Source organism: Micromonospora musae (genome assembly GCF_003626545.1).
GTDB classification, from domain to species: domain Bacteria; phylum Actinomycetota; class Actinomycetes; order Mycobacteriales; family Micromonosporaceae; genus Micromonospora; species Micromonospora musae.
On record NZ_RAZS01000012.1, the window covers coordinates 72122 to 92285 of the forward strand.

Below are 20164 nucleotides of genomic sequence, written 5' to 3' on the forward strand. Positions count from 1 at the left end.
TCATGATCAGCCCGGGGAGAGGGAGGGAGCGGGGAGAGGGAGGGAGGGGTGGGGTCAGTCGCGTTCTACCTGGTGGCCGATGACGGTGGGGCCGAGCATCACGGCGAAGCCGCTGCCGTCGCGGCGCGGGTCGGCGGCGGGCAGCTCGACCGGCTCGCCGTTCGCCGTGGAGCCCACCGGGCGCGGCCCGACCCAGCCGACCACCACGTCGGTCTCACCCTTGAGGAAACGCTGGGCGCGGACGCCGGCCGTCGCCCGCCCCTTCGCCGGATACGCCGCGAAGGGAGTCACCTTGACCGTGGCGCCCGTCGAGGTGACCACCATCGGCTCCCCGTGCGTCGAGTCGTCCGTGCGGACCGCGCCGAAGAAGACCACCCGGGCCTCACCGGGGAGGTTGATGCCGGCCATGCCGCCACCCCGGATGCCCTGCGGGCGGACCAGCTTCGCCGGGAAGCGCAGCAGCGACGCCTCGGAGGTGAGGAACGTCAGCGCCTCGGCGCCGTCGGTGAGCCAGGTCGCCCCGACCACCTCGTCGCCTTCACGCAGGCCGATCACCTCGAACTCGTCGGCGCGTACCGGCCACTCCGGCGCGCAGACCTTCACCGCGCCCTGCCGAGTGCCGAGCGCCAGCCCCGGTGAGCCCTCCGCGGCGGCGCCGAGCGGCGCCAGCCCCACCACGGACTCCCCCGGCTGAAGCGGCACCAGTTCGGCGGCGGACATCCCGCCGCGCAGCGAGAGCGTGCCGGCCTGCTCGGGCAGCACCGGCAGCGGCAGCACATCGATCTTGAACGCTCGGCCGGCGCTGGTGACCAGCAGCACCCGGCCACGGGCGGTGGAGGGCACGCTGGCGCGTACGACGTCGTGCTTGACCCGGCCGTGCCGGCGACGCCCCTCGGCGGTCTCCTCCGACTCGGCCGCGGTCCGGGCCACCAGCCCGGTCGCGGAGAGGATGACCTGACACGGGTCGTCGGCCACCTCCAGCGGGCCGGCCGGCGCGGAGGCGGCCAGCACCTCCTTGAGGTCGCCGTCGATCAGAGTGGTGCGACGCGCCGTGCCGAACTGCTTCAACACGGCGGCCAGCTCGTCCGAGACGAGCTTCCGGAGCACCTTCGGGTCGTCGAGGATCTTCGACAACTCGGCGATCTCGGCGCGGAGCTTCTCCTGCTCCGCCTCCAGCTCCAGACGGTCGTACTTGGTGAGCCGGCGCAGCGGAGTGTCCAGGATGTAGGTGGCCTGGATCTCGGAGAGCTTGAACTTCTGCATCAGGGCGTCCTTCGCCGCCGCCGCGTCCTCGCTGGCCCGGATCAGCTTCACCACCTTGTCGATGTCGAGCAGGGCGATCAGCAGGCCGTCGACGAGGTGCAGCCGCTCCTCGCGCTTACGGCGGCGGTAGGAGCTGCGTCGGGTCACCACCTCGTAGCGGTGGGCCAGGAAGACCTCCAGCAGCGCCTTCAACCCGAGGGTCTGCGGCTGCCCGTCGACCAGCACCAGATTGTTGACGCCGAAGGACTGCTCCAGCGGGGTGAGCCGGTAGAGGTCGGCCAGGAGCGCCTGCGGATTCACCCCGACCTTGCACTCGATGACCAGGCGGGTGCCGTTCTCCCGGTCGGTGAGGTCCTTCACGTCGGCGATCCCGCTCAGCCGCTTGGTCTTGTTGACCTCGTTGGTGATCGCCGCGATGACCTTCTCCCCGCCGACGCCGTACGGCAGCTCGACCACGGTGATCGCCTGCCGGCCGCGGCTGCCCTCCAGCGGGCCGATCTCCACCTTGGCGCGCATCCGGACCACGCCGCGCCCGGTCTCGTACGCCCGGCGCACCTCGTCGAGGCCGAGCAGCAGCCCACCGGTGGGCAGGTCGGGGCCCGGTACGAACTCCATCAGCTTGTCCAGCGAGGCGTCCGGGTGGTTGATCAGCCAGCGGGCGGCCTGGACGACCTCGGCCAGGTTGTGCGGGATCATGTTGGTGGCCATGCCCACCGCGATCCCGGACGCGCCGTTGACGAGCAGGTTGGGGAAGGCGGCCGGCAGCACCGTCGGCTGGGTCAACGAGCCGTCGTAGTTCGGCTCGACGTCGACCGTCTCCTCGCCGAGCTCGCCCACGAGCAGCATCGCCTCGCGGGACATCCGCGCCTCGGTGTAGCGGGCGGCCGCGGGGCCGTCGTCCGGCGACCCGAAGTTGCCGTGCCCGTCGATCAGCGGGGCGTTGAGCGAGAAGTCCTGCGCCAGCCGCACCATGGCGTCGTAGATGGCCGCGTCGCCGTGCGGATGGTACTTACCCATCACGTCGCCGACGATCCGCGCGGACTTCACGTGCCCGCGGTCGGGGCGGTGGCCCTGCTCGTGCATGGACCAGAGGATGCGCCGGTGCACCGGCTTCAGGCCGTCGCGGGCGTCCGGCAGCGCACGGGAGTGGATGACCGAGAAGGCGTACTCCAGGTAGGAGTCCGACACCTCGGTGACCAGCGGGTTGTCGAACACCCGCGCCCCGGCCTGGTCGAACGCGGAGAGGTCGACCTTCGTTTCCTTGCGGCGTGCCATGCTCAGCTTTCCCCTCGGGTGGACCCGGCGCTCAAAAGCTCGCTCATGCGTCGATGGCCTCGCGGTCGACCCGATCGGCGGAGTCGATCAGCCAGTTGCGACGCGGTTCGACCTTCTCCCCCATCAGCAGGTCGAGGATCCGCTCGGCGGCGTCGACGTCGTCCATGGTGATCCGGCGGACGGCGCGGGTGGCCGGGTTCATCGTGGTCTCCCAGAGCTCGTCGGCGTCCATCTCGCCGAGGCCCTTGAAGCGCGGGATGGGTGTGACGATCTGCTTACCGGCCTTCTCCAGCCGGCCGACCGTCGCCTCCATCTCGGCCTGGGTGTAGGTGTAGACGGTCTGCGGGCTGCGACCCCTGGTCGTGATCTTGTGAAGCGGGGGCATGGCGGCGTAGAGCCGGCCCGCCTCGATCAGCGGACGCATGTAGCGGGCGAAGAGCGTGATGAGCAGCGTCCGGATGTGCGCGCCGTCGACGTCGGCGTCCGCCATGATCAGTACGCGACCGTAGCGCAGCGCCGACAGGTCGAAGGTACGGCCCGAGCCCGCACCGAGCACCTGGACGATCGCGGCGCACTCGGCATTGTCCAGCACCTGCTGGAGGTTCGCCTTCTGCACGTTGAGGATCTTGCCCCGGATCGGCAGCAGCGCCTGGTACTCCGAGGAGCGGGCCATCCGGCTCGTCCCGAGCGCGCTGTCGCCCTCGACGATGAACAGCTCACTGCGCTCGACGCCGGTGGCCCGGCAGTCCACCAGCTTCGCCGGCATGGAGGCGCCCTCCAGCGCCGTCTTGCGGCGCGCGGCGTCCTTCTGCTGCTTCTGGGTGAGCCGTACGCGGGCCGCGTCGACGATCTTCTGGAGCACCGTACGCGCCTCGGCCTTGGTCCTGCGGTCCTCGAGCCAGGACTTCAGGTGCTGCTCCACCAGTTGCTGGACGACCTTCGTGATGCCGGCGGTGGAGAGCTCGTCCTTGGTCTGCGAGGTGAACTGCGGCTCGGGGATCCGCACGTGCACCACGGCGGTCATCCCCTCCAGCACGTCGTCCAGGGTGGGCGCATCCTCCTTGGCCCGGAGCAGGCCGCGGGTGTTGCGGGCGGCGTCGGCCAGGGTGCGCGCCAGGGCTCGCTCGAAGCCCTTGCGGTGGGTGCCGCCGTGCGCGTTGCGGATGGTGTTGGTGAAGCACTCGACGGTGCGCTCGTAGCCGGTGCCCCAGCGCAGCGCGATCTCGACCTCGGCGCGGCGCTGCACGTTGGACTGCATCACGCCGTTGGCGTCGGCGGCGTTCTCCCGGTAACTCCCCTCGCCGTTGACGAGCAGGGTGCCGGAGACCGGCCGGTCGCCGGCCGGGGCGAGGAACTCCACCATGTCGGTCAGACCGTTGGGGAAGTGGAACTTCTCCTCGGTCGGCTCGTCGGCGGTGAGGTCGCGGAGCAGGTAGCTGACGCCGGGCACCAGGAAGGCCGTGTTGCGCAGCTTCATCCGGACGGCCTCGACGTCGAGCGCCGCGCCCGTCTCGAAGTAGCGCGCGTCGTGCCACCAGCGGATCGAGGTGCCGGTGCGCTGGCTGCGCTTCATCGCGCCGACGACCTGCAGGCCCGGACCGGCCGTGAACGGGGCGTCCGGCCCGACACCGTCGAAGATGCCGGGCACGCCGTGCCGGAACGACATCGCGTGGATCTTGCCGCCGCGGCGGACCGTGACGTCGAACCGACGGGCGAGCGCGTTGACCGCCGATGCGCCCACGCCGTGCAGACCGCCGGAGGTCTTGTAGCCCGAGCCGCCGAACTTGCCGCCCGCGTGCAGCCGGGTGAGCACCAACTCGACGCCGGAGAGCCCGGAGCGGGCGTGCACATCGGTCGGAATGCCCCGGCCGTCGTCGTCGACCTGTACCGACCCGTCGGCGTGCAGCGTCACCTCGACGTGGCTCGCGTGACCCGCCACACCCTCGTCGGTGGAGTTGTCGAGGATCTCGTTGACGAGGTGACCCACGCCACGGCTGTCGGTGGAGCCGATGTACATGCCGGGCCGCTTACGGACGGCGTCCAGCCCCTCCAGGTGGGTGAGGTCATCGGCCCCGTACAGGGTGTCAGGCTCTGCGGTCAACTCGTCGTACTCCCGGTCTCGGCGAAGTGGTGCCGCGTCCGACGTCGTCGGTCGGCCCGCGCGCCGCAGCGAGCCTAACCGGGAGATCCGACAGGACGTCGGCACCCCGCGCGGTCGGCCGCACCCGGCGGGTACGCACCCCTGCGTGGTCTCGTCCGGTCTGTCCGGATCCGGCCGTGAACTGACCGAATCCTCAGCCGGCTGCTGGCGGACTGACCGGCACAACAACCGACCCGTCGCCGACGTTCCCGGTGCTGCCCAGGGCGGTGACGTCGGGCATGCGCGGGCCCGGACCCCGGGGGTGGCCAGCGTCACGGCGGCGCCGCCCCACCGTGGGCGGGCTCGCGGCGCCTTGCCAACGATCCCGTCACGGGCCATTGACGTTCGTCATGCCGGAGTGGTCTGATCGCGGCCTCGAAGAATCTTTCACGTTCGATGGACAGATGGAGGACGCCCATGTCCAGCTTCCGTCGTACCGCCCTGGTGGCCGCGCTCGCCGTCACCACGGCCGCGCTGGCGACAGCTGTCGCGTCGCCGGCTCCCGCCTCGGCCGCGCTGCCCACCGCCGCGGTGGCCGTCGGGGACAGCTTCATCAGCGGTGAGGGCGCCGGAGCGTACGCCCCGGTGGTCGACGTCAACGGCGTCGCACAGGGCTTCCCGGGCTGGACGGCACCGAACAGCAACGCGTACTTCTGCCACCGCTCGGCCAACGCCTCCCTGCACCGGGCGAACCTGCCCGGCATCCAGGCCCGCTTCAACCTGGCGTGCTCGGGCGGGCAGCCGTACGACATCGCCACGGCCTCGGCCTCGCGAACCAAGGGCCGGCAGGTCGCCGCCCAGCTCGACCAGCTCCGCGCGGTCGCCCAGACCCACGACATCGACCTCGTACTGGTCGGCCTCGGCTCGAACAACAGCACCTTCACCTTCGGCAACGTGGCCGAGAAGTGCGCCAACCGGTTCATCGCCGACGCGTGGACCGGCTGGTGGGAGTTCTGGGCCTACCTCAACGGCCCGGTTCCGCAGCAGCCGTGCAGCGACGCCGACCTGGCCACCCCGGCACAGCTCGACGCCGCGACCGTGGAGACCGTCGCGGCCGCACGGCAACTGCTGACCACCCTCGACCAGGTCGACGCGGACGGGCAGCACCGGATCGTCTTCCAGGACTACACCAACCCGCTGCCGTTCGACCTGAACGCCACCTTCCACAGCGAGGACAGCCGCGACGACACCCGGGACAAGTTCCGTGCCCTCGGCGCCGAGCGGTACGCGGCCGGCTGCCCGATCCACCGGGCCAGCCTGCTCCCCGGCCACCACTTCTCGCAGGGCCTCGGCACCCTCGTGCAATCCACCCGGGACACGCTGGCCGCCGAGTTCCCCACCGCCGACCTGGTCTACCTGAACGTCCAGCGGGCCTTCGACGGCGCCCGGCTCTGCGAGTCGGCGGCGAGTCCCACCGGCGCGCTGGCCACCCCGATCCGCCTCCAGGACAGCCCACCCAGCGGTGCTCTCGTCACCAGCCTCTCCGGCAAGGACAAGATCGCCATCCAGCGCATCGCGAACACCTGCGCCACGTACTTCCAGACCTGCCAGGAGTCGTGGCACCCGAACGCCGCCGGGCACCAGGTGCTCGGGCAGTGCCTCACCGGCGCGGCGGCCACCGCCGCACCCGCCGTCTCCTGCGTACGGGCCGGTGACGGCTCGGTCACCGTCTCCTGACCCGGGCCGACCGACCCCAGCGACCGGGACGGTGCCGGCGGTCTCATCCGCCGGCGCCGTCCCGTGGAAGTCGACCGGCCACGGCCCGCCGAGCGGCGGTGCCACCCGCTGCCCGCGACGGGGCCGCCGGCCGCTAATGACGCAGCGCGGCGCCGAGCACGTGCGGGGCGGCGGGGCCCGGCACCGTGGAGGCCGGAAAGCGGAACCGGTCCAGCTCGGTCACGGTGAAGCCGGCGGCGTCGATCGCCGCCAGCGTGTCCCGGCCGGTGTGGCAGCCGCCGCAGAGCAGCGGCCAGCAGGTCGCGTCGACCACCCGCTGGGCCCGACGCAGGCCGGACGACCGCGACCGGACATGCTCGTAGAACCGCAGCTGCCCGCCGGGACGAACCACCCGGTGCGCCTCACGCAGCGCGTCGGCCTGGTCGGCGACCGAGCAGAGGACCAGGGACACCACCAGGGCGTCGGCCGCCGCGTCCGCCACCGGCAGCGCCTCGGCCAGCCCCTCGGTGACCGTCACCGGCACCGGCGCACCGGCCGCCGCCACCCGGGCCGCGGCTCGCAAACGGGCCTCGGGTTCGACGGCCAGCACGCTGGTCACCGTCGGCGGATAGTGGGCGAAGTTGCGTCCGTTGCCCGCGCCGACCTCGACCACCACGCCGTGCAGGCCGGCAACCAGCCGACGCCGGTGCCCCGCCCCACCGGCCCGATCCATGGCGACGCTGGCCCGCTCGAAGACGCGGGCGAAGAGCGGATGCGAAACTCGCCTGCCGGTCGTCACCTCTCGGAGGGTAGGCGAGACGGTCGAGCGCCGGCCGCGTACGCGGCGGCGGGACCGCCGGGTCACTCCTCCGGTTCGATCGGCACCATCTCGCCGTCACGCTCCACCCGGATCTCCCCGTGGTCGCGCCGCGGCGGCACCTCGGCGATGTTCCGGTTGGGATCGTTGCCCGGGTGCATCAGCACCGCGTCGGTGTCGGGAGTCTTCTCCCGGCTCTCGTCCGGCTGGGTCATCGCACTCGCCCCCTCCCTGTCGATCCTTGCCCTTACCCCCGCAGCCCTCGACGACTCCTCCGACCGGGATCGGCAGGCCCCTCCGGCGTCCGTGTTCCACGACGTCCCGTCCGTCCCCCGCCGGAGGTCTCGCCCCGGCAGCACCGGGGTTAGCCGCCGGGGCCTCGGGTAAGCCGCCACGCCCGACACGGCGGAAGGGGATCAGATGTCGGAACGGCACAGTGCGCTGCGCTCGATGCACGATTTGGGCCTGGCGGCCTGGTTCGGGGGGTCCCTGATGGGTGCCTTCGGCGTCAACGGCGCAGCAGGAAAAATCAAGGATGCGACGCAGCGGCTCCCAGTGGCCTCGGCGGGCTGGTCCAGGTGGACCCCGGTCAACGCCGCGGCGATCGGCGCACACCTCGCCGGTGCGGTCGGTGAACTGGTGACGGAGAGCCCAAGGGTGGCCGCCCAGGCGGGAGTGGCCCGGGCCACTGTCGTCAAGACCGGGCTCACGCTGGGCGCGCTCGCCGTCACCGGATACAGCCGACTGCTCGGAATGCGGTTGCAGCGGGCCGGCAACCCGCCGGTCGACGGCGTCACCGAGCCGAACCACCAGACTCCGGTGCAGGTCGCCGCCAGCCAACGCCAGATGAAGATGCTCCAGTGGGCGGTCCCGGCGCTGACCGGGGCGTTGGTGGTGGTCACCGCCTACATGAGCGAGCAGCAGAAGCCGGTCCAGGTGTGGCGCGGGGTGCTGAACCGCGCCGGCGGAATGATGAGCGCCCCGAAGGGCATGGCCAAGGTCGCGGTCGTGGGCAAGCTGACCGGGATGAAACGGCCGTCCGGGATGAACCGGCAGATGGCGATGAACAGGCTGATGGGGATGAAGCGCCCCGCCGCGCTGGGCAGGCTCGCCGGCCTGGGCCCGATCAAGCGGCCGATGGCGATGTCCGGACGCTGAGCGCCGGCCACACCGAGCTTCCGTCCGCCGGTCCGGCGGTGTCCGCCACACGAGGGACGCCGCCGGACCGGCTTGCGTCCGGGACGGACCCCGTCGGGTACGGCGCATGACCTGCCCGATGACGGGCATTCAACGCCGGTACCGGTGGACGAGCAGCGAGGTGGACATGACGGCGGACCAGGGACGCGACGATGGTCAGGCCCCGCGCGACCCCGAGGCCACGGTGCCGTGGGGCACCCGGGACATCTACGACACGGAGCCACCCTGGGGGGTGGGCGAGGACGATCCGATGGACGAGGGCAGCGAGGAGACCGCCGTCCCACCCGGGCGACGCGGCGAGCGCCGGGCCGGTGCGCCGTCCGGCCCCTCCGGACCCGCGGGGCGGCACGGCTTCGGCTCGGTCGAACCGACCCGGACGCCGATGGCCGGCCCGGGTGCGCCGCCCGACCCGGCGCCCAGCGGCCGGACCTTCCCCGACGACGCGGACATCGACGAGCGGGCGCAGGACGCCTTCCGCAGCAGGGGTCGGCGTTCCGCCTGACCGGCCGGCTCGCCCACGCTGATGGTGCCGGCGGGCGGATCGGAGCAGGGCGCCGCGTCGTACCGGAGCTGCCGGACTCGCGGGTCAGACGACGGCGCCCGCCGGAGCGGGACAACCGTGCCCGGCGTCGGCCAGCAGCTCGGTCAACCGCTCCGCGTCGCGCTGCGCCTGCCCCGCACAGCAGTTGTTGAACAGCACGTGCAGCTCGGTGCACTCCCCGGCCAGCTCGCCCAGCAGGTCCGACCAGTGGCGCAGTTCCCGCTCGCCGTACGCGTAGCGGAACTTCTCCCGCTTGTCGCCGGTCGCCCAGTCGTCGCTGTGCCCGTGGAACCGCAACATCGCCGGCTCGGCGGTGGCGATCAGAACCGGCGGAACCGAGGACGGGTGGCCCTGCGGCATGTCGACGCAGACGAGGCTGAGCTCGTGCGTACGCAGGAAGTCCACCGTGTCCAGCGCGGCCCGTCCGTCGAACCAGGAGCCGTGCCGCAGCTCCACGCCGACCCGCAGCGGGTGGCACCGCCGCGCCAGCTCCGCGATCCGTCGCTCGGCGGCGGCACCCCGGGCCAGCCACGGCGGTAACTGGAGCAGCACCGCGCCGAGCTTGCCGGCCGCCGCGATCGGGTCCAGCGCCGCGCGGAACCGGGCCCACAGCTCGTCGTACGCCCCGGCGGAGAGGTCCCGCCGGCGCACCCGGTCGGAAGTTCCGGCGGGGCGCAGATCGCGGGGCAGCGCGGCGACCGGAGTGGGATGACCGGTGAAGAGGCTGAACGCCTTGACGTCGAAGGTGAACTGGTCCGGCGTCGCGTCGACCCAGCCCTGCGTGGTCTCCGGCGCGGGCACCGCGTAGTAGGAGGTGTCGACCTCGACGAGGGGGAAGTGCCGCGCGTACCAGCCGAGCCGCCCGGCCGGCGTGTTCGCCGAGCGCGGGTACCAGCCGGAAGCCAGCAGCTCCCGGTCGGCCCAGGACGACGTGCCCACCCGAATTCCACCCATGTCATTCGGATACCCGTACGTCGACGTACGCAACCTCGGAAAGTGTCGGTACCCGCTCCTACGCTGTCCACGGCCGTGGTCTGACCGCCGGCGGGCGGCGCGATGTGACGTCTCGCCGACGCGCGGCGCTGAGGGACACGAGATGATCCCAGACCGGTTGGACCGCAAGACCGCCGAACGGCTGCTCGACGACCCCGTCGGCGTCACGCACACCGGCGGTCATCCCGTCGCGCCTCTCCTGTTGGCCGCGCGTGCCGCGCCGCAGTCACGGGAGTTCGACGGTGAGAAGGCCGCCCTGGTGGCGTTCCGCCACGCGTCGGCCCGCGCGGGAGAGCGTTCCGACGTGGACCCGCCGCCGGTGCGCGCCGTCTCCGGTCGTGGCCTCGGCCGCCTCGGGGTGCGGGCGGGACTCGCCGTGCTCGTCCTCGCCACCACCGGCGGCGTGGCGATGGCCGCAACCGGCTCCCTGCCGGGAATGCGGCCGGCACCGCCGATCACCGTCCCGGCGTCGCCGGCCCCGACCACGACCGCCTCCCCACCGGAGCGCAGCACCGGGTCGGTGTCGTCGACGGAGCCCGGCAGCACAGAACGACCCGACTCCGGGAGCGTCCTGCCTGACCTCTGCCGGGCGTACCGCGCCGACCACGGCCCGGGGCACGCGCTCTCCGGCCCCGACCTCGCCACCCTCGTCAGGGCCGCCGGCGGCCGGTCCCGGGTGCCCGGCTACTGCGATCGGGTGCTCGCCGACGACGACCGGCGCGCCACCTCTCCCCCGGGTCACGGAAAGCCCTCGTCCCCGCCGGACGCCAGGCTGGACAAACCGCCGACCGCCCCGCCCGGCCGTGCGACCGGCCCGGGCGACCGAACCCGGCCGGCCGATGTCGGGGAGCACGCGACCACCCGCCGGACGACCCACTAGCTACGGCCGCCCGACTCGACGTCAATGGAGCATCGACCCGCCCTAGGTATGAGGTGGCTCGGTGTGTAGTGCCGCTGAGCGTGGCCAGGCGAGGAATCGCGCGTGCAGGACCCCCGATGGGGTGTGCGGAAGGTCTTCACATGCCTGCAGCAGATCCGCCGACAGGTGCAGCATCAGCGATATCCGCGCGCCGGTGAACTCCGCCACGAGTTGCCGCTTGCGGGTTCGACACGGCCACGGCACGCCGCATCGCGCACATATCCACTGCGGCCGTCCCGGCTGATGCACCGACACGCCCCCACCACCCTCTCCGGCTAGTCGAGGGGGGGAGGGGCCACCGCTGGTACCCGATCCGACCACTACCCGAGGCCGGCAGCCCCTACCCCTGGCACCCACCAGCCCGGCGATCAAACGCAAGCGAAGACCGCCCTGCTGGTCACCGCCGATCCGGTCGCCGCCGAGGAGATCTCAGCCGGGTACGAGATAGCCGCGCCGCTGCGCTGACGCCCCACCACCGCACGGATCGCGGTTGCCGGGGCGTACGGTCAACGCAACCGGGGGCGACGCGTCCGCAGCGACGAGGCGTGGTCGCGTCCGTACCCGTCGGAGTGTCCCCAGCGGCCCGGGATGTCCAGCAGCTCGATCCGCCCGAAGCCCGGCGGCAGCGCGGGGCTGACCAGCAGGTTGTCCCCGCTCGGCCGGAGCCCGAGCAGGGCGCCGAGCAGCATCAGCAAGCCGCCGGAGGACCACGCCTGGGGACGCCCGGCAGCCGGCAGCTGGACCGGGTACTTCGTCACCTCGCGCTCGTAGCCGGCGATCAGCTCGGGCACCGAGCCGCCGAGCATGCACGCCATGTCGAAGATGCCCGACGCGATCCGGGCGGCCTCCCCGTCGCGGTGGTAACGACGCAGCCCGGCCACGATCAGCGAGTTGTCCGACGGCCAGACCGCGCCCAGGTGCGAGCCGACGGGGTTGTACCGGCGCTGCCCGGTGGCGAGCGTACGCACGCCCCAGCCGGAGAAGAGCGCGGGACCGACCAGGTGGGCGGCGACCGCGGCGGCCCGCTCGTCCTCCACGATGCCGCTCCACAGCAGGTGCCCGATGTTCGACGAGAGCGCGTCCACCGGGGTGCCGTCCGGCTCCAGGGCCAGCGCGTAGTACTCCCGTTCCGGCAGCCAGAAGTCGCGGTTGAACCGCTGCTTCAGCTCTGCCGCCTCCCGTTCCAGCCGGTCGGCGTACTCCGGGTCGCCCCAGAACTCCCGGGCCAGCCGGGCGCCGCGCCGCTTGGCGTCGTACGCGTAACCCTGCAGCTCGCAGGTCGCCCGGGGAAGGTCCGGCAGCCGCCCGTCGGCGTACGTGATCGCCTCCGGCGAGTTCTTCCAGCCCTGGTTGACCCACCCCTTGTCGGGGTTGCGCGTCAGGTAGCGCAGGTAGCCGTCACCGGTCAGGTCGCCGTACTCGTCGATCCAGTCCAGCGCCATCCGGGTCGGATGTCGCAGGTCCCGGACGAGGTCGGCGTCGCCCGTCCACCGCTCGTACTCGTCGACCAGGATGACGAAGAGCGGTGTGGTGTCCGCCGCGCCGTAGTAGAGGGCGGTCGGTTCGTCGCCGAACGCGGCCGCCTCGCCGTAGCGCAGCTCGGCCACGATCTTCCCCGGCTCCTCGTCGTGATCGTCGTCGAGCCGGTCCCCCTGCAGCGTGGCGAGGGTTCTCAGCGTGGCCCGGGCCAGTTCGGGAGTGAACGCCATGGTCTGCAGGCCGGTGATGATCGCGTCCCGTCCGTAGAGCGCCATGCCCCACGGCACGCCGCCCACCGGCACCGCCCCCGACTTGGTCAACGGGACGTAGCGCAACGAGGCCAGGTCGACGAGGCACTGCTGGTACGTCGCCGTCAGCTCCGTCCGCTCGGCATTCAGCAGCGGCGCCCGCTCGATCCACTCCTGGAGGTCCTCGCGCATGCCGCGGCGGACGTGGTCCCGGTGCTCCTCCAGCCCGGCCCGCAGGTCCCGCCCGCCCGCCCCCTCGATGATGGTGGCGACGTGCAGGTCCGTGACCCACTCGCCCTCCGGCTCGATCCGGATCCGAAACGTCAGTCCGCCCTCGTCCACCTCCACCGGGGCGGTGCTGGTCACGATCGTCTGGCGGACGAACCGTTCGCGGGCGTAGCGCAGCCGCAGCTGACGCCGCTCCGAGTCGGCGACGACGGAGACCCTCCGCGGGCGCGGCTGCTGGATCTCCGCGGTGTCGGCGAAGTCGGCGGCGACGTCCAGCCGTACGGTGAACTCGGCCGGCTCGGCGGAGTGGTTGAGCACGAGGATGCGCTCGTTGAAGGAGTCGTCGATGGAGCGGTGCCGGATCAGCGAGACGTCCGCGTCGACGTAGTGGCTCGCCGCCCCGGGCACGAGAACGAACCGGGTCTCGAAGTAGGTCATGTCGTCGCGGGAGAGGCTGTTGAGCCGCTCGCCGTCGACCTTGAGCACCCAGTGGGAGAGGAACCGGGTGTCGAAGGAGAAGTAGCCGATGGGGGCGTGCGGGTCGATGACGATGTCGCCCTGCGCGTCGCTGATGGCGAAGGCGTTCCCCGACATCACGTACACCCGCTCCTGCCTCACCCGCGCGCCTCCCGTCCGGCGGCCGACTCGGCCGCCAACTGCCGGGCGGCCTCACGGGGATGGCGGGCGTCCCCCGGTCCGGGGAAGACGCGGCGGAGCACCACGAACAGCCGCATGTCGCCCTGCACGGTGAGGTCGTTGCGCAGCATCGCCGCGGAGGCCCGCAGCTCCCCGGCGGCGAGCCGGTCGAAGACCGACCGGTGCGCGCGTACGACCAGGTCGGCGTCGTCGGCCGAGCGGCTCACCTCGATGCGCTGGTCGGCGACGGTGAGGTACCAGTGTTCGGTCCAGCCGTCCTGGTACGCGTCGAGCCGGAGCGTCCCGGTCATCGTGTCCGGTATCCCGGGACGTCGCTCGGGCGTCAGCGTCCGCAGGTGCTCCGCCGCCGTCGTGCCCATCGGTGGCCTCCCCTCGTCCGGTCACCTTCCCGCCGGTCCGGGTGAGCCGGGTTCACCCGCTGCGGGTGAATACGCGGTCGCGGGGTGGGCGAAGGGGACGAACGGCACCCGCCCCGGGGGCCGGTCAGCCGGCCTCGATCAGCCCACGGAGGTAGGCGGCCTGCCCGACGTGCTGAAGGTCGTCGTCGATCACGCTGACCAGCCGGACCCCGAGCGTCACCGGCGGGTCCCACGAGGTGTCGACCACCCGGTCCAGGTCGTCGGCGTGCAGCCCGGCCAGGAACCGTCGGGTGCGGGCGTGCACCGCGTCGTAGTAGTCGAGCAGCGCCCGCGCGTTCTCCGGCCGGACCGCGGCGACCTGCTCGGGGGTGTGGCCGTACCCGGTGTCGCTCGGGTCGGCGTCGGCCAGGCCGAAGCGGCCGGCCCAGTCGCCGGTCACCCAGATCTGCTCGGTGCCGATCACGTCGGCCAGGTGGTCGTCCTGGATCCGGGTCAGGTGCCAGACCAGCCAGCCCACGGAGTTGGCGCCCCGCCGGGGCGCCTGGTGCAGCTGCTCCGGGCCGAGGCCGTCGACCGCCCCGCGGACCAGGTCGGGCAGCCGGTCGTACGCCTCGATCAGCAGGTCACTCGCGTCCACGCCGTACGCCTCCCCGGATAGGCTCCGTTTCCTGGTACCGCCGGCCACCCCCGGCCAAACCTGCCGGATACCGTGATCATGTGGTCGCCGCGCTGGAGCTCTACCTGGACACCGACGCCACCCGGCGGATCCGGGTGCTCTGGGACGCGCTGGAGTCCGAGGGTGTGCAGAGCATGCGGTCCCTGCTGGAGCAGCGCCACCGCCCGCACCTCTCGCTCGCGGTGGCGCCCCGGTTCGATCCGGAGCTGGTCGCCGCGGCGCTGCGCGGCACGGTGGTCGCCGCGCCGCTGCGGCTGTCGTTCGAGCACGTCGGGCAGTTCGTCGGCCGGGTGCTCTGGCTCGGACCGACGCCCACCGCCGAGCTGCTCGCGCATCACCGCCGGGTGTACGACCGGCTCGCCGCGGCCGGCGTCGGTCTGGTGGAGCACTACCAGCCGGGGCGCTGGGTGCCGCACTGCACCTTGTCGATGCGGGTGCCGAACGCGCTGATGGCCGCCGCGGTGCGGCGCTGCCTGGAGATGTTGCCGCTGGAGGCGACGGTCGTCGGCGCGGCGCTCACCGACCATGCGCGCGGCATCTCCTGCCCGCTGCCCTGACGACCCGGGCCCGCTCGGTGGACCCGGGCGCGGAGCTGTCGGGCTCTCGGCCGGGGGCGCGGTTCGGGCCGACACGAGTCGGGTAATGGGAAACCGCGTGTGCGGACGCTCCCCGGCATGGGATCGTTCGAGTGAGCCGTGTCACAGGCCGGCGGCGGGCCGCGAGGGGGCGGGATCCGTTCACCTGCCACCCACCGGTCGGTGGGCTCCGAGGGGTCACGGCTGCAAGAGAGAGGCATCGCCATGCAGGCTCAACGCAGCGCGCCACCCGTTGAACGGGGCCAGACCAGCGAAGACGCACAGGTCGCCGGCACCACCGGACCCTCCACCCCCCTCTCGATCTGGGCCGCCGCCGCCCTGCTCGGTCGCATCGGTACGGACGAGGACGACGTCGAGGACGAGCGGCACATCCTGCGCGGCTTCGAGTAGCCGCCGGAGCAGGCCGGACGCGGATCTCGGATCGTCACCGCGGGGTCTGCCGATGGCCCGCGCTCGGATCACAGCCAGCCGCGTCGCTTGAAGATCAGGTAGAGGGTGCCGCAGACGAGCGCCATCAGCGCGATCGCGAAGAGGTAGCCGAACCGCCAGCGCAGCTCCGGCATGTGTACGAAGTTCATGCCGTAGACCGTGCCGATCAGGGTGGGGGCGAAGAGGATGGCCGCCCACGAGGAGACCTTCTTCAGCTCCTCGTTCTGCGCGTAGCTGGCCGCCGTGAGGCTGCGCATCTCCTCGTTCTGCTGCTGCGAGACGAGGGTGGCGTTGACGGTGAGGATGTTCTGCAGCAGGTGCCGGAAGCTGTCCACCCGCTCCACCACCTGGGTGAGGTGGTCGTTGACGTCCCGTAGGTAACGCTGCAGCTCCTCGTCGGTGCCGTACTTGCCGGAGCCGGCCTCGAGCGCGTTCAGCACGCCGAGCAGCGGCCGGGCGGCCCGCTGGAACTGGATCACCTCCCGGCTCAACTCGTAGATGCGGCGGCTCGCGTTCGGGTCGCCGCCGAAGACCTCCGTCTCGATCTCGTCGATGTCGTGCTCCAACCCCGCGACCACCGGCGCGTACCCGTCGACGACCTGGTCGAGGATCGCGTAGAGCACCGCCTGCGGACCCCGGGCCAGCATCTCCGGTTCGCTCTCCATCCGGCGACGGACAGCAGCCAGGTCGGGCGCCTCGCCGTGCCGGACGGTGATGACGAAGCCGGGGCCGATGAAGAGGTGCACCTCGCTGAACTCGACCACTTCGCGCACGTCCACGTAGCGCGCGGCGCGCAGCACGACGAAGAGGGTCTCCCCGTACCGTTCGAGCTTGGGGCGCTGGTGGGCGTTGATCGCGTCCTCCACCGCCAGGTCGTGCAGCCGGAACTCCTGGGCGAGGGAGAGGATCTGCTCGCGGCCGGGCCGGTAGAGCCCGATCCAGGCCATTCCGTCGTCCAGCTCCTGCAGGCAGCGGTACGTGTCGGCGAGGGTGGGCGGGGAGGCGTGCCGGCGCCCCTGGGCGTAGACGGCGCTGTCGATCAGGCCACCGGGCCCCGAGGTCGACCCCTGCGGCCACCATCCGCCCACGGGGTGCTCATGTTCATGCTCGTGCTCGTCGAGGCGGCGCCCGAAGCCGCTCTCCTCCTGCGGAAGGTGACCGTCGCCGACCATGCCCACCTCCCCGGGTTGCGCCGGCGGAGGCTGCGGACGTCCCCACCCCTGCACGCCGAGCGAGCCGCGCTGCTTTCCCCTCGTCGGCGTGGGAAAACCCGCCCGGTTCGCGCGGCGCGTTAGCCTTCTCACTTCACGGTGCGAAAGTTTGCCGAAGCTGAAATATCTTCCCTAGGTTGTCCGGGTGACCGTCCACGCCGCCTCCCCGACCGTCGGACTGCGCGACCGCAAGAAGCAGCAGACCCGCGACGCGCTGGCCACCGCCGCGCTGCGCCTGGTCGCCGAACGCGGGCTCGAACACGTCACGGTGGAGGAGATCAGCGCGGCGGCGGACGTCTCCTCCCGGACGTTCTTCAACTACTTCCCCTGCAAGGACGACGCCCTCGTCGCGGACCACTCCGTCGACAGCGCCCGCTTCCTGACCCGGCTGGCCCAGGTGCCGCCGGAGGTGCCCGCCCTCCCCGCCGTGCGTACGGCCCTCGGCGAGATGATCGACCGGATGCAGGCCGACCGGGAGCGCTGGCTGCTGCGGATGGTGGTCATCGAGCGGAATCCCGCCCTGCTGCCGCGTCTGGTCGCCGCCGGTGTCGAGACCGAGCGCACGATGACCGAACTGATCGCCGAGCGCGTCGGCGTACCTCCTGATCATCATTTCCCGGCGCTGCTCGCGGCCGTGAGCGGCGCCGCCCTCCGGGCGGCCATGCTCCGCTGGTCCGCCGGCGACGGCGTGCGCCCGCTCTCCGAGCTCGTCGACGACGCGTTCGAGGCGCTCGCCGCCGGCCTGCCGGATCCGCCGCCGGCACCCTGACCTCCCACCCTTCCGTACCGACGAGTTAAAGGAACCCGATGTCCGCACCCACCGCGCCACTCGACGCGGTCGACGCCGCCCCGGCACGCATGTCCCCCCGGGAGGTCCTCCAGGCCCTCTCCGGGCTGATGGTCGGCATGTTCGTGTCGATCCTCGCGTCCACGGTCGTCGCGAACGCGCTGCCGCGCATCATCGCCGACCTGCACGGCAGCCAGACGGTCTACACCTGGATCGTCACCACCGAACTCCTGGCCATGACGGCGACCGTGCCGCTCTGGGGCAAGATGGCCGACCTCTACAGCAAGAAGCTGCTCATCCAGTCGTCCCTGGCACTGTTCGTGGCCGGTTCGCTGATCGCCGGCTTCACCCCGAACGTCGAGGTCCTGCTGGTCAGCCGGATCGTCCAGGGCATCGGGGCGGGCGGCATGACCGCGCTGGCCACGATCGTCATGGCCGCGATGATCCCGCCGCGGGAGCTCGGCCGCTACGCCGGCATCTTCGGCGCCGTCTTCGGCGTCGGCACCATCGCCGGACCGCTGATCGGCGGCGTCCTGGTCGACACGTCCTGGCTCGGTTGGCGCTGGTGCTTCCTGATCGGCGTCCCGTTCAGCCTGCTCTCGATCTTCCTGCTCCAGCGGACGCTGCACCTGCCGGTCACCCGGCGCAAGGTACGCATCGACTGGCTCGGCGCGCTGCTGATCACGACAGGTGTCTCGCTGCTGCTGATCTGGTCGTCCCTGGCGGGCAACAAGTTCGACTGGGCGTCCGGTTGGTCGGCCCTGATGGTCGCCGGCGGCGTCGTCCTGCTGGCCGTGGCGATCTTCGTGGAGTCCCGGGCCGCCGAGCCGATCATTCCGCTGAAGATCTTCCGGAGCCGGACGGTCTCGCTGGCCACGACCGCCAGCGTCCTCGTCGGCGTGGCCATGTTCGGCGGCACGGTCTTCCTGTCGCAGTACTTCCAGATCTCGCTCGGCAAGACGCCGACCGTCGCCGGCCTGATGAGCCTCCCGATGATCTTCGGCCTGCTGGTCTCCTCGACCGTCGCCGGCCAGCTCATCACCAAGTACGGCCGCTGGAAGATGTACCTCGTCGCCGGCGGAGCGATCATGACCGCCGGCATGATCCTGCTCGGCACCATCGACGCGCAGACCAGCGTGGTCGTCCTGTCGATCTACATGGCCGTGCTCGGCATCGGCGTCGGCATGCTCATGCAGAACCTGGTGCTGGCCGCCCAGAACGACGTTCCGGCCCAGGAGCTCGGCGCGGCCACCTCCGTGCTGACGTTCTTCCGCAGCATGGGCGGCGCCATCGGGGTCAGCGCGCTCGGCGCCGTACTCGCCAGCCGGATCACGACCCTGACGGCCGAGAAGCTCGGACCGGCCGCGGCCGGCGGTGGCTCGACCAACGAGGTCCCCGACCTCACCAAACTGCCCGAGCCGGTGCTGCGGATCGTGCAGGACGTCTACGGCATCGCCACCGCCGACCTGTTTTTGATCGGCGCGCCACTGGCGCTGCTCGCAATGATCGTGGTTCTCTTCATCAAGGAGAAGCCACTGCACACCCTCAGCGGTGAGGAGCGGCGGGCGCAGGAGGAGGCTGCCCAGGCGGCCTCCCTGTCCCACTGACGAACCCCCACCGGGACGGGGTCCCGCGGCGCCGGCACCGCGCCGCGGGACCCTCCGTCGTTTCCGGGCCGCACGCCTCGAACCGGCGGCGCTCACGCCCCGCCAGGCGGGCGGGCGGGGCGAAACGTGGAGCAGCGCAGGCGGGTCGGCGCCGCTCAGGCCGGGGCCGCTCAGCTCAGGCCGGGGCCGCGAAGGCGCTCAGGGTGACGATCGTGCCGGTGCCGGACGTGTCGATGGTGACGTCCGTGCAGAGGCGCTGCACCAGCCAGAGCCCGCGGCCGCCGAGCGTCTGCGGAGACGGCAGACGGGGCGAGACGTCCGCGGGAATACCGAGCCCGTGATCACGTACGGTGACCATGACGGTGCCCAGGCCGGCCGTGACGGTGACGTCGGCGCTGCCCCCACCGTGCTGGATCGCGTTGATCACTACTTCGTTGACGGCGATGGTGAACTGCTCCGCACGGTCGAGATCCAGGCCGGCGTCGAGCGCCGCGCCGGTCACCCGGTGCCGAACGGCGGCGACGCCGGGCGCCGTGACACCGCGTACCGTCGCCGCGGCCGGACCGGAATCCGGCTGGTCGGCTGATGTCACATCCACAACGACCTCACCGCCGGAGCCTAACCACCACCGGCGATCTTCGCCCGAGACGTCTCGATGCCGGTGACTCACTATAAAGTCAGCACGTTCACCGAGTCCGGGAGGCGAGAGGAGGAGGGCGTGGCACCGTCGATCCCCAACCGTCGCGAGGCCGACGCCGTCACCGTGATCGCGCGCGGCGAGATCGATCTCGCCACCGCCGACGAGCTGCAGCGCGAGATCGAGGCGGCCGTCGCCGGTCCCGCCTCGGCGGTCACCGTCGACCTCGGCGAGGTGACCTTCCTCGACTCGGCCGGCATCAACGCCCTGCTCACCGGGCGGCGGATCGCCGACGATCACCGCAAGCCGTACCACGTCACGAACGCGCGGGGCATGGTCCGGCAACTCCTGCGGCTGACCGGGGTCTGGGACCACCTCTCCACCCCGGCGGGCGGGTAGTCGCGTTGCGGCGGCAGGGGCAACCGCGGCCGGCGGGCGCCGACGCCCGG

General features: G+C 72.0%; 20 protein-coding genes. 9 read left to right on the top strand and 11 right to left on the bottom strand.

The window, feature by feature from the left end:
* Positions 1-54 precede the first annotated feature (54 nt).
* Positions 55-2538 carry a DNA gyrase/topoisomerase IV subunit A gene (locus D7147_RS26950; RefSeq protein WP_120682571.1) on the bottom strand — a complete coding sequence of 828 codons (2484 nt, stop codon included), beginning with the start codon at positions 2536-2538 and terminating at the stop codon, positions 55-57.
* Between the two features lie 43 nt (positions 2539-2581).
* On the bottom strand, positions 2582-4639 hold the full coding sequence (locus D7147_RS26955; protein ID WP_120682573.1) for a DNA gyrase/topoisomerase IV subunit B: 2058 nt from the start codon (positions 4637-4639) through the stop codon (positions 2582-2584).
* 456 nt (positions 4640-5095) lie between these two features.
* Between D7147_RS26955 and D7147_RS26960 the strand changes: the two genes are divergently transcribed.
* Entirely contained in the window at positions 5096-6355 is a 1260-nt protein-coding gene (locus tag D7147_RS26960) for an SGNH/GDSL hydrolase family protein (protein ID WP_120682575.1), read from the top strand.
* Between the two features lie 133 nt (positions 6356-6488).
* Here the strand turns inward: D7147_RS26960 and D7147_RS26965 are convergent, their stop codons facing one another.
* Both D7147_RS26965 and D7147_RS32515 read right to left on the bottom strand, forming a co-directional pair.
* Positions 6489-7133: a class I SAM-dependent methyltransferase gene (locus D7147_RS26965; protein ID WP_233563500.1), complete on the bottom strand. Its 645-nt coding sequence runs from the start codon at positions 7131-7133 to the stop codon at positions 6489-6491.
* 62 nt (positions 7134-7195) lie between these two features.
* Complete coding sequence (locus tag D7147_RS32515) at positions 7196-7366, bottom strand: hypothetical protein (protein ID WP_158609396.1); 171 nt, start codon at positions 7364-7366, stop codon at positions 7196-7198.
* Positions 7367-7571: 205 nt separating this feature from the next.
* Here D7147_RS32515 and D7147_RS26970 point away from each other — a divergent pair, with 205 nt between their 5' ends.
* Positions 7572-8309, top strand: a complete 738-nt coding sequence (locus tag D7147_RS26970; RefSeq protein ID WP_120682576.1) for a hypothetical protein — start codon at positions 7572-7574, stop codon at positions 8307-8309.
* Between the two features lie 118 nt (positions 8310-8427).
* Entirely contained in the window at positions 8428-8850 is a 423-nt protein-coding gene (locus tag D7147_RS26975; RefSeq protein WP_233563502.1) for a hypothetical protein, read from the top strand.
* An 84-nt stretch (positions 8851-8934) separates the two neighbouring features.
* Here D7147_RS26975 and D7147_RS26980 read toward each other — a convergent pair whose 3' ends face one another.
* Positions 8935-9843, bottom strand: coding sequence for a DUF72 domain-containing protein (locus D7147_RS26980; protein WP_120682578.1), 909 nt, complete (start codon positions 9841-9843; stop codon positions 8935-8937).
* Between the two features lie 142 nt (positions 9844-9985).
* Here D7147_RS26980 and D7147_RS26985 point away from each other — a divergent pair, with 142 nt between their 5' ends.
* Positions 9986-10762, top strand: coding sequence for a hypothetical protein (locus D7147_RS26985; RefSeq protein ID WP_147437453.1), 777 nt, complete (start codon positions 9986-9988; stop codon positions 10760-10762).
* Positions 10763-10804: 42 nt separating this feature from the next.
* Here D7147_RS26985 and D7147_RS33245 read toward each other — a convergent pair whose 3' ends face one another.
* The 4 genes from D7147_RS33245 to D7147_RS27005 form a co-directional block, all read right to left on the bottom strand.
* Positions 10805-11056, bottom strand: coding sequence for a flavin reductase (locus D7147_RS33245; RefSeq protein ID WP_120682582.1), 252 nt, complete (start codon positions 11054-11056; stop codon positions 10805-10807).
* A 251-nt stretch (positions 11057-11307) separates the two neighbouring features.
* Complete coding sequence (locus D7147_RS26995) at positions 11308-13374, bottom strand: amylo-alpha-1,6-glucosidase (protein WP_120682584.1); 2067 nt, start codon at positions 13372-13374, stop codon at positions 11308-11310.
* On the bottom strand, positions 13371-13772 hold the full coding sequence (locus tag D7147_RS27000) for an SCP2 sterol-binding domain-containing protein (protein WP_120682586.1): 402 nt from the start codon (positions 13770-13772) through the stop codon (positions 13371-13373). Before D7147_RS27000 ends, D7147_RS26995 begins: the two co-directional genes overlap by 4 nt.
* A gap of 124 nt (positions 13773-13896) precedes the next feature.
* Complete coding sequence (locus tag D7147_RS27005; RefSeq protein ID WP_120682588.1) at positions 13897-14409, bottom strand: mycothiol transferase; 513 nt, start codon at positions 14407-14409, stop codon at positions 13897-13899.
* Between the two features lie 80 nt (positions 14410-14489).
* Between D7147_RS27005 and D7147_RS27010 the strand changes: the two genes are divergently transcribed.
* Positions 14490-15005, top strand: a complete 516-nt coding sequence (locus D7147_RS27010; RefSeq protein ID WP_120682590.1) for a 2'-5' RNA ligase family protein — start codon at positions 14490-14492, stop codon at positions 15003-15005.
* A gap of 243 nt (positions 15006-15248) precedes the next feature.
* Positions 15249-15434, top strand: a complete 186-nt coding sequence (locus tag D7147_RS27015; RefSeq protein ID WP_120682592.1) for a hypothetical protein — start codon at positions 15249-15251, stop codon at positions 15432-15434.
* Between the two features lie 68 nt (positions 15435-15502).
* Here the strand turns inward: D7147_RS27015 and corA are convergent, their stop codons facing one another.
* Entirely contained in the window at positions 15503-16645 is a 1143-nt protein-coding gene (gene corA, locus D7147_RS27020; RefSeq protein WP_120682808.1) for a magnesium/cobalt transporter CorA, read from the bottom strand.
* Positions 16646-16829: 184 nt separating this feature from the next.
* On the opposite strand from corA, the gene D7147_RS27025 reads away from it, so the two are divergent.
* A complete protein-coding gene (locus tag D7147_RS27025) occupies positions 16830-17453 on the top strand; it encodes an acyl-CoA-like ligand-binding transcription factor (protein WP_120682594.1) in 624 nt (207 codons plus the stop codon).
* A gap of 38 nt (positions 17454-17491) precedes the next feature.
* Positions 17492-19078, top strand: coding sequence for an MDR family MFS transporter (locus D7147_RS27030; protein WP_120682596.1), 1587 nt, complete (start codon positions 17492-17494; stop codon positions 19076-19078).
* Positions 19079-19253: 175 nt separating this feature from the next.
* Here the strand turns inward: D7147_RS27030 and D7147_RS32520 are convergent, their stop codons facing one another.
* Positions 19254-19676, bottom strand: coding sequence for an ATP-binding protein (locus D7147_RS32520; RefSeq protein WP_158609397.1), 423 nt, complete (start codon positions 19674-19676; stop codon positions 19254-19256).
* A gap of 120 nt (positions 19677-19796) precedes the next feature.
* Here D7147_RS32520 and D7147_RS32525 point away from each other — a divergent pair, with 120 nt between their 5' ends.
* Positions 19797-20114 carry an STAS domain-containing protein gene (locus D7147_RS32525; RefSeq protein WP_158609398.1) on the top strand — a complete coding sequence of 106 codons (318 nt, stop codon included), beginning with the start codon at positions 19797-19799 and terminating at the stop codon, positions 20112-20114.
* The last annotated feature ends 50 nt before the right edge of the window (positions 20115-20164 follow it).

Coding starts and splice junctions, on each gene's coding strand:
- D7147_RS26950 (WP_120682571.1), bottom strand. CDS start 2,538: ATGGCACGCCGCAAGGAAACGAAGGTCGACCTCTCCGCGTTCGACCAG.
- D7147_RS26960 (WP_120682575.1), top strand. CDS start 5,096: ATGTCCAGCTTCCGTCGTACCGCCCTGGTGGCCGCGCTCGCCGTCACC.
- D7147_RS32515 (WP_158609396.1), bottom strand. CDS start 7,366: ATGACCCAGCCGGACGAGAGCCGGGAGAAGACTCCCGACACCGACGCG.
- D7147_RS26970 (WP_120682576.1), top strand. CDS start 7,572: ATGTCGGAACGGCACAGTGCGCTGCGCTCGATGCACGATTTGGGCCTG.
- D7147_RS26975 (WP_233563502.1), top strand. CDS start 8,428: ATGACGGGCATTCAACGCCGGTACCGGTGGACGAGCAGCGAGGTGGAC.
- D7147_RS26980 (WP_120682578.1), bottom strand. CDS start 9,843: ATGGGTGGAATTCGGGTGGGCACGTCGTCCTGGGCCGACCGGGAGCTG.
- D7147_RS26985 (WP_147437453.1), top strand. CDS start 9,986: ATGATCCCAGACCGGTTGGACCGCAAGACCGCCGAACGGCTGCTCGAC.
- D7147_RS27000 (WP_120682586.1), bottom strand. CDS start 13,772: ATGGGCACGACGGCGGCGGAGCACCTGCGGACGCTGACGCCCGAGCGA.
- D7147_RS27015 (WP_120682592.1), top strand. CDS start 15,249: ATGCAGGCTCAACGCAGCGCGCCACCCGTTGAACGGGGCCAGACCAGC.
- corA (WP_120682808.1), bottom strand. CDS start 16,645: ATGGTCGGCGACGGTCACCTTCCGCAGGAGGAGAGCGGCTTCGGGCGC.
- D7147_RS27030 (WP_120682596.1), top strand. CDS start 17,492: ATGTCCGCACCCACCGCGCCACTCGACGCGGTCGACGCCGCCCCGGCA.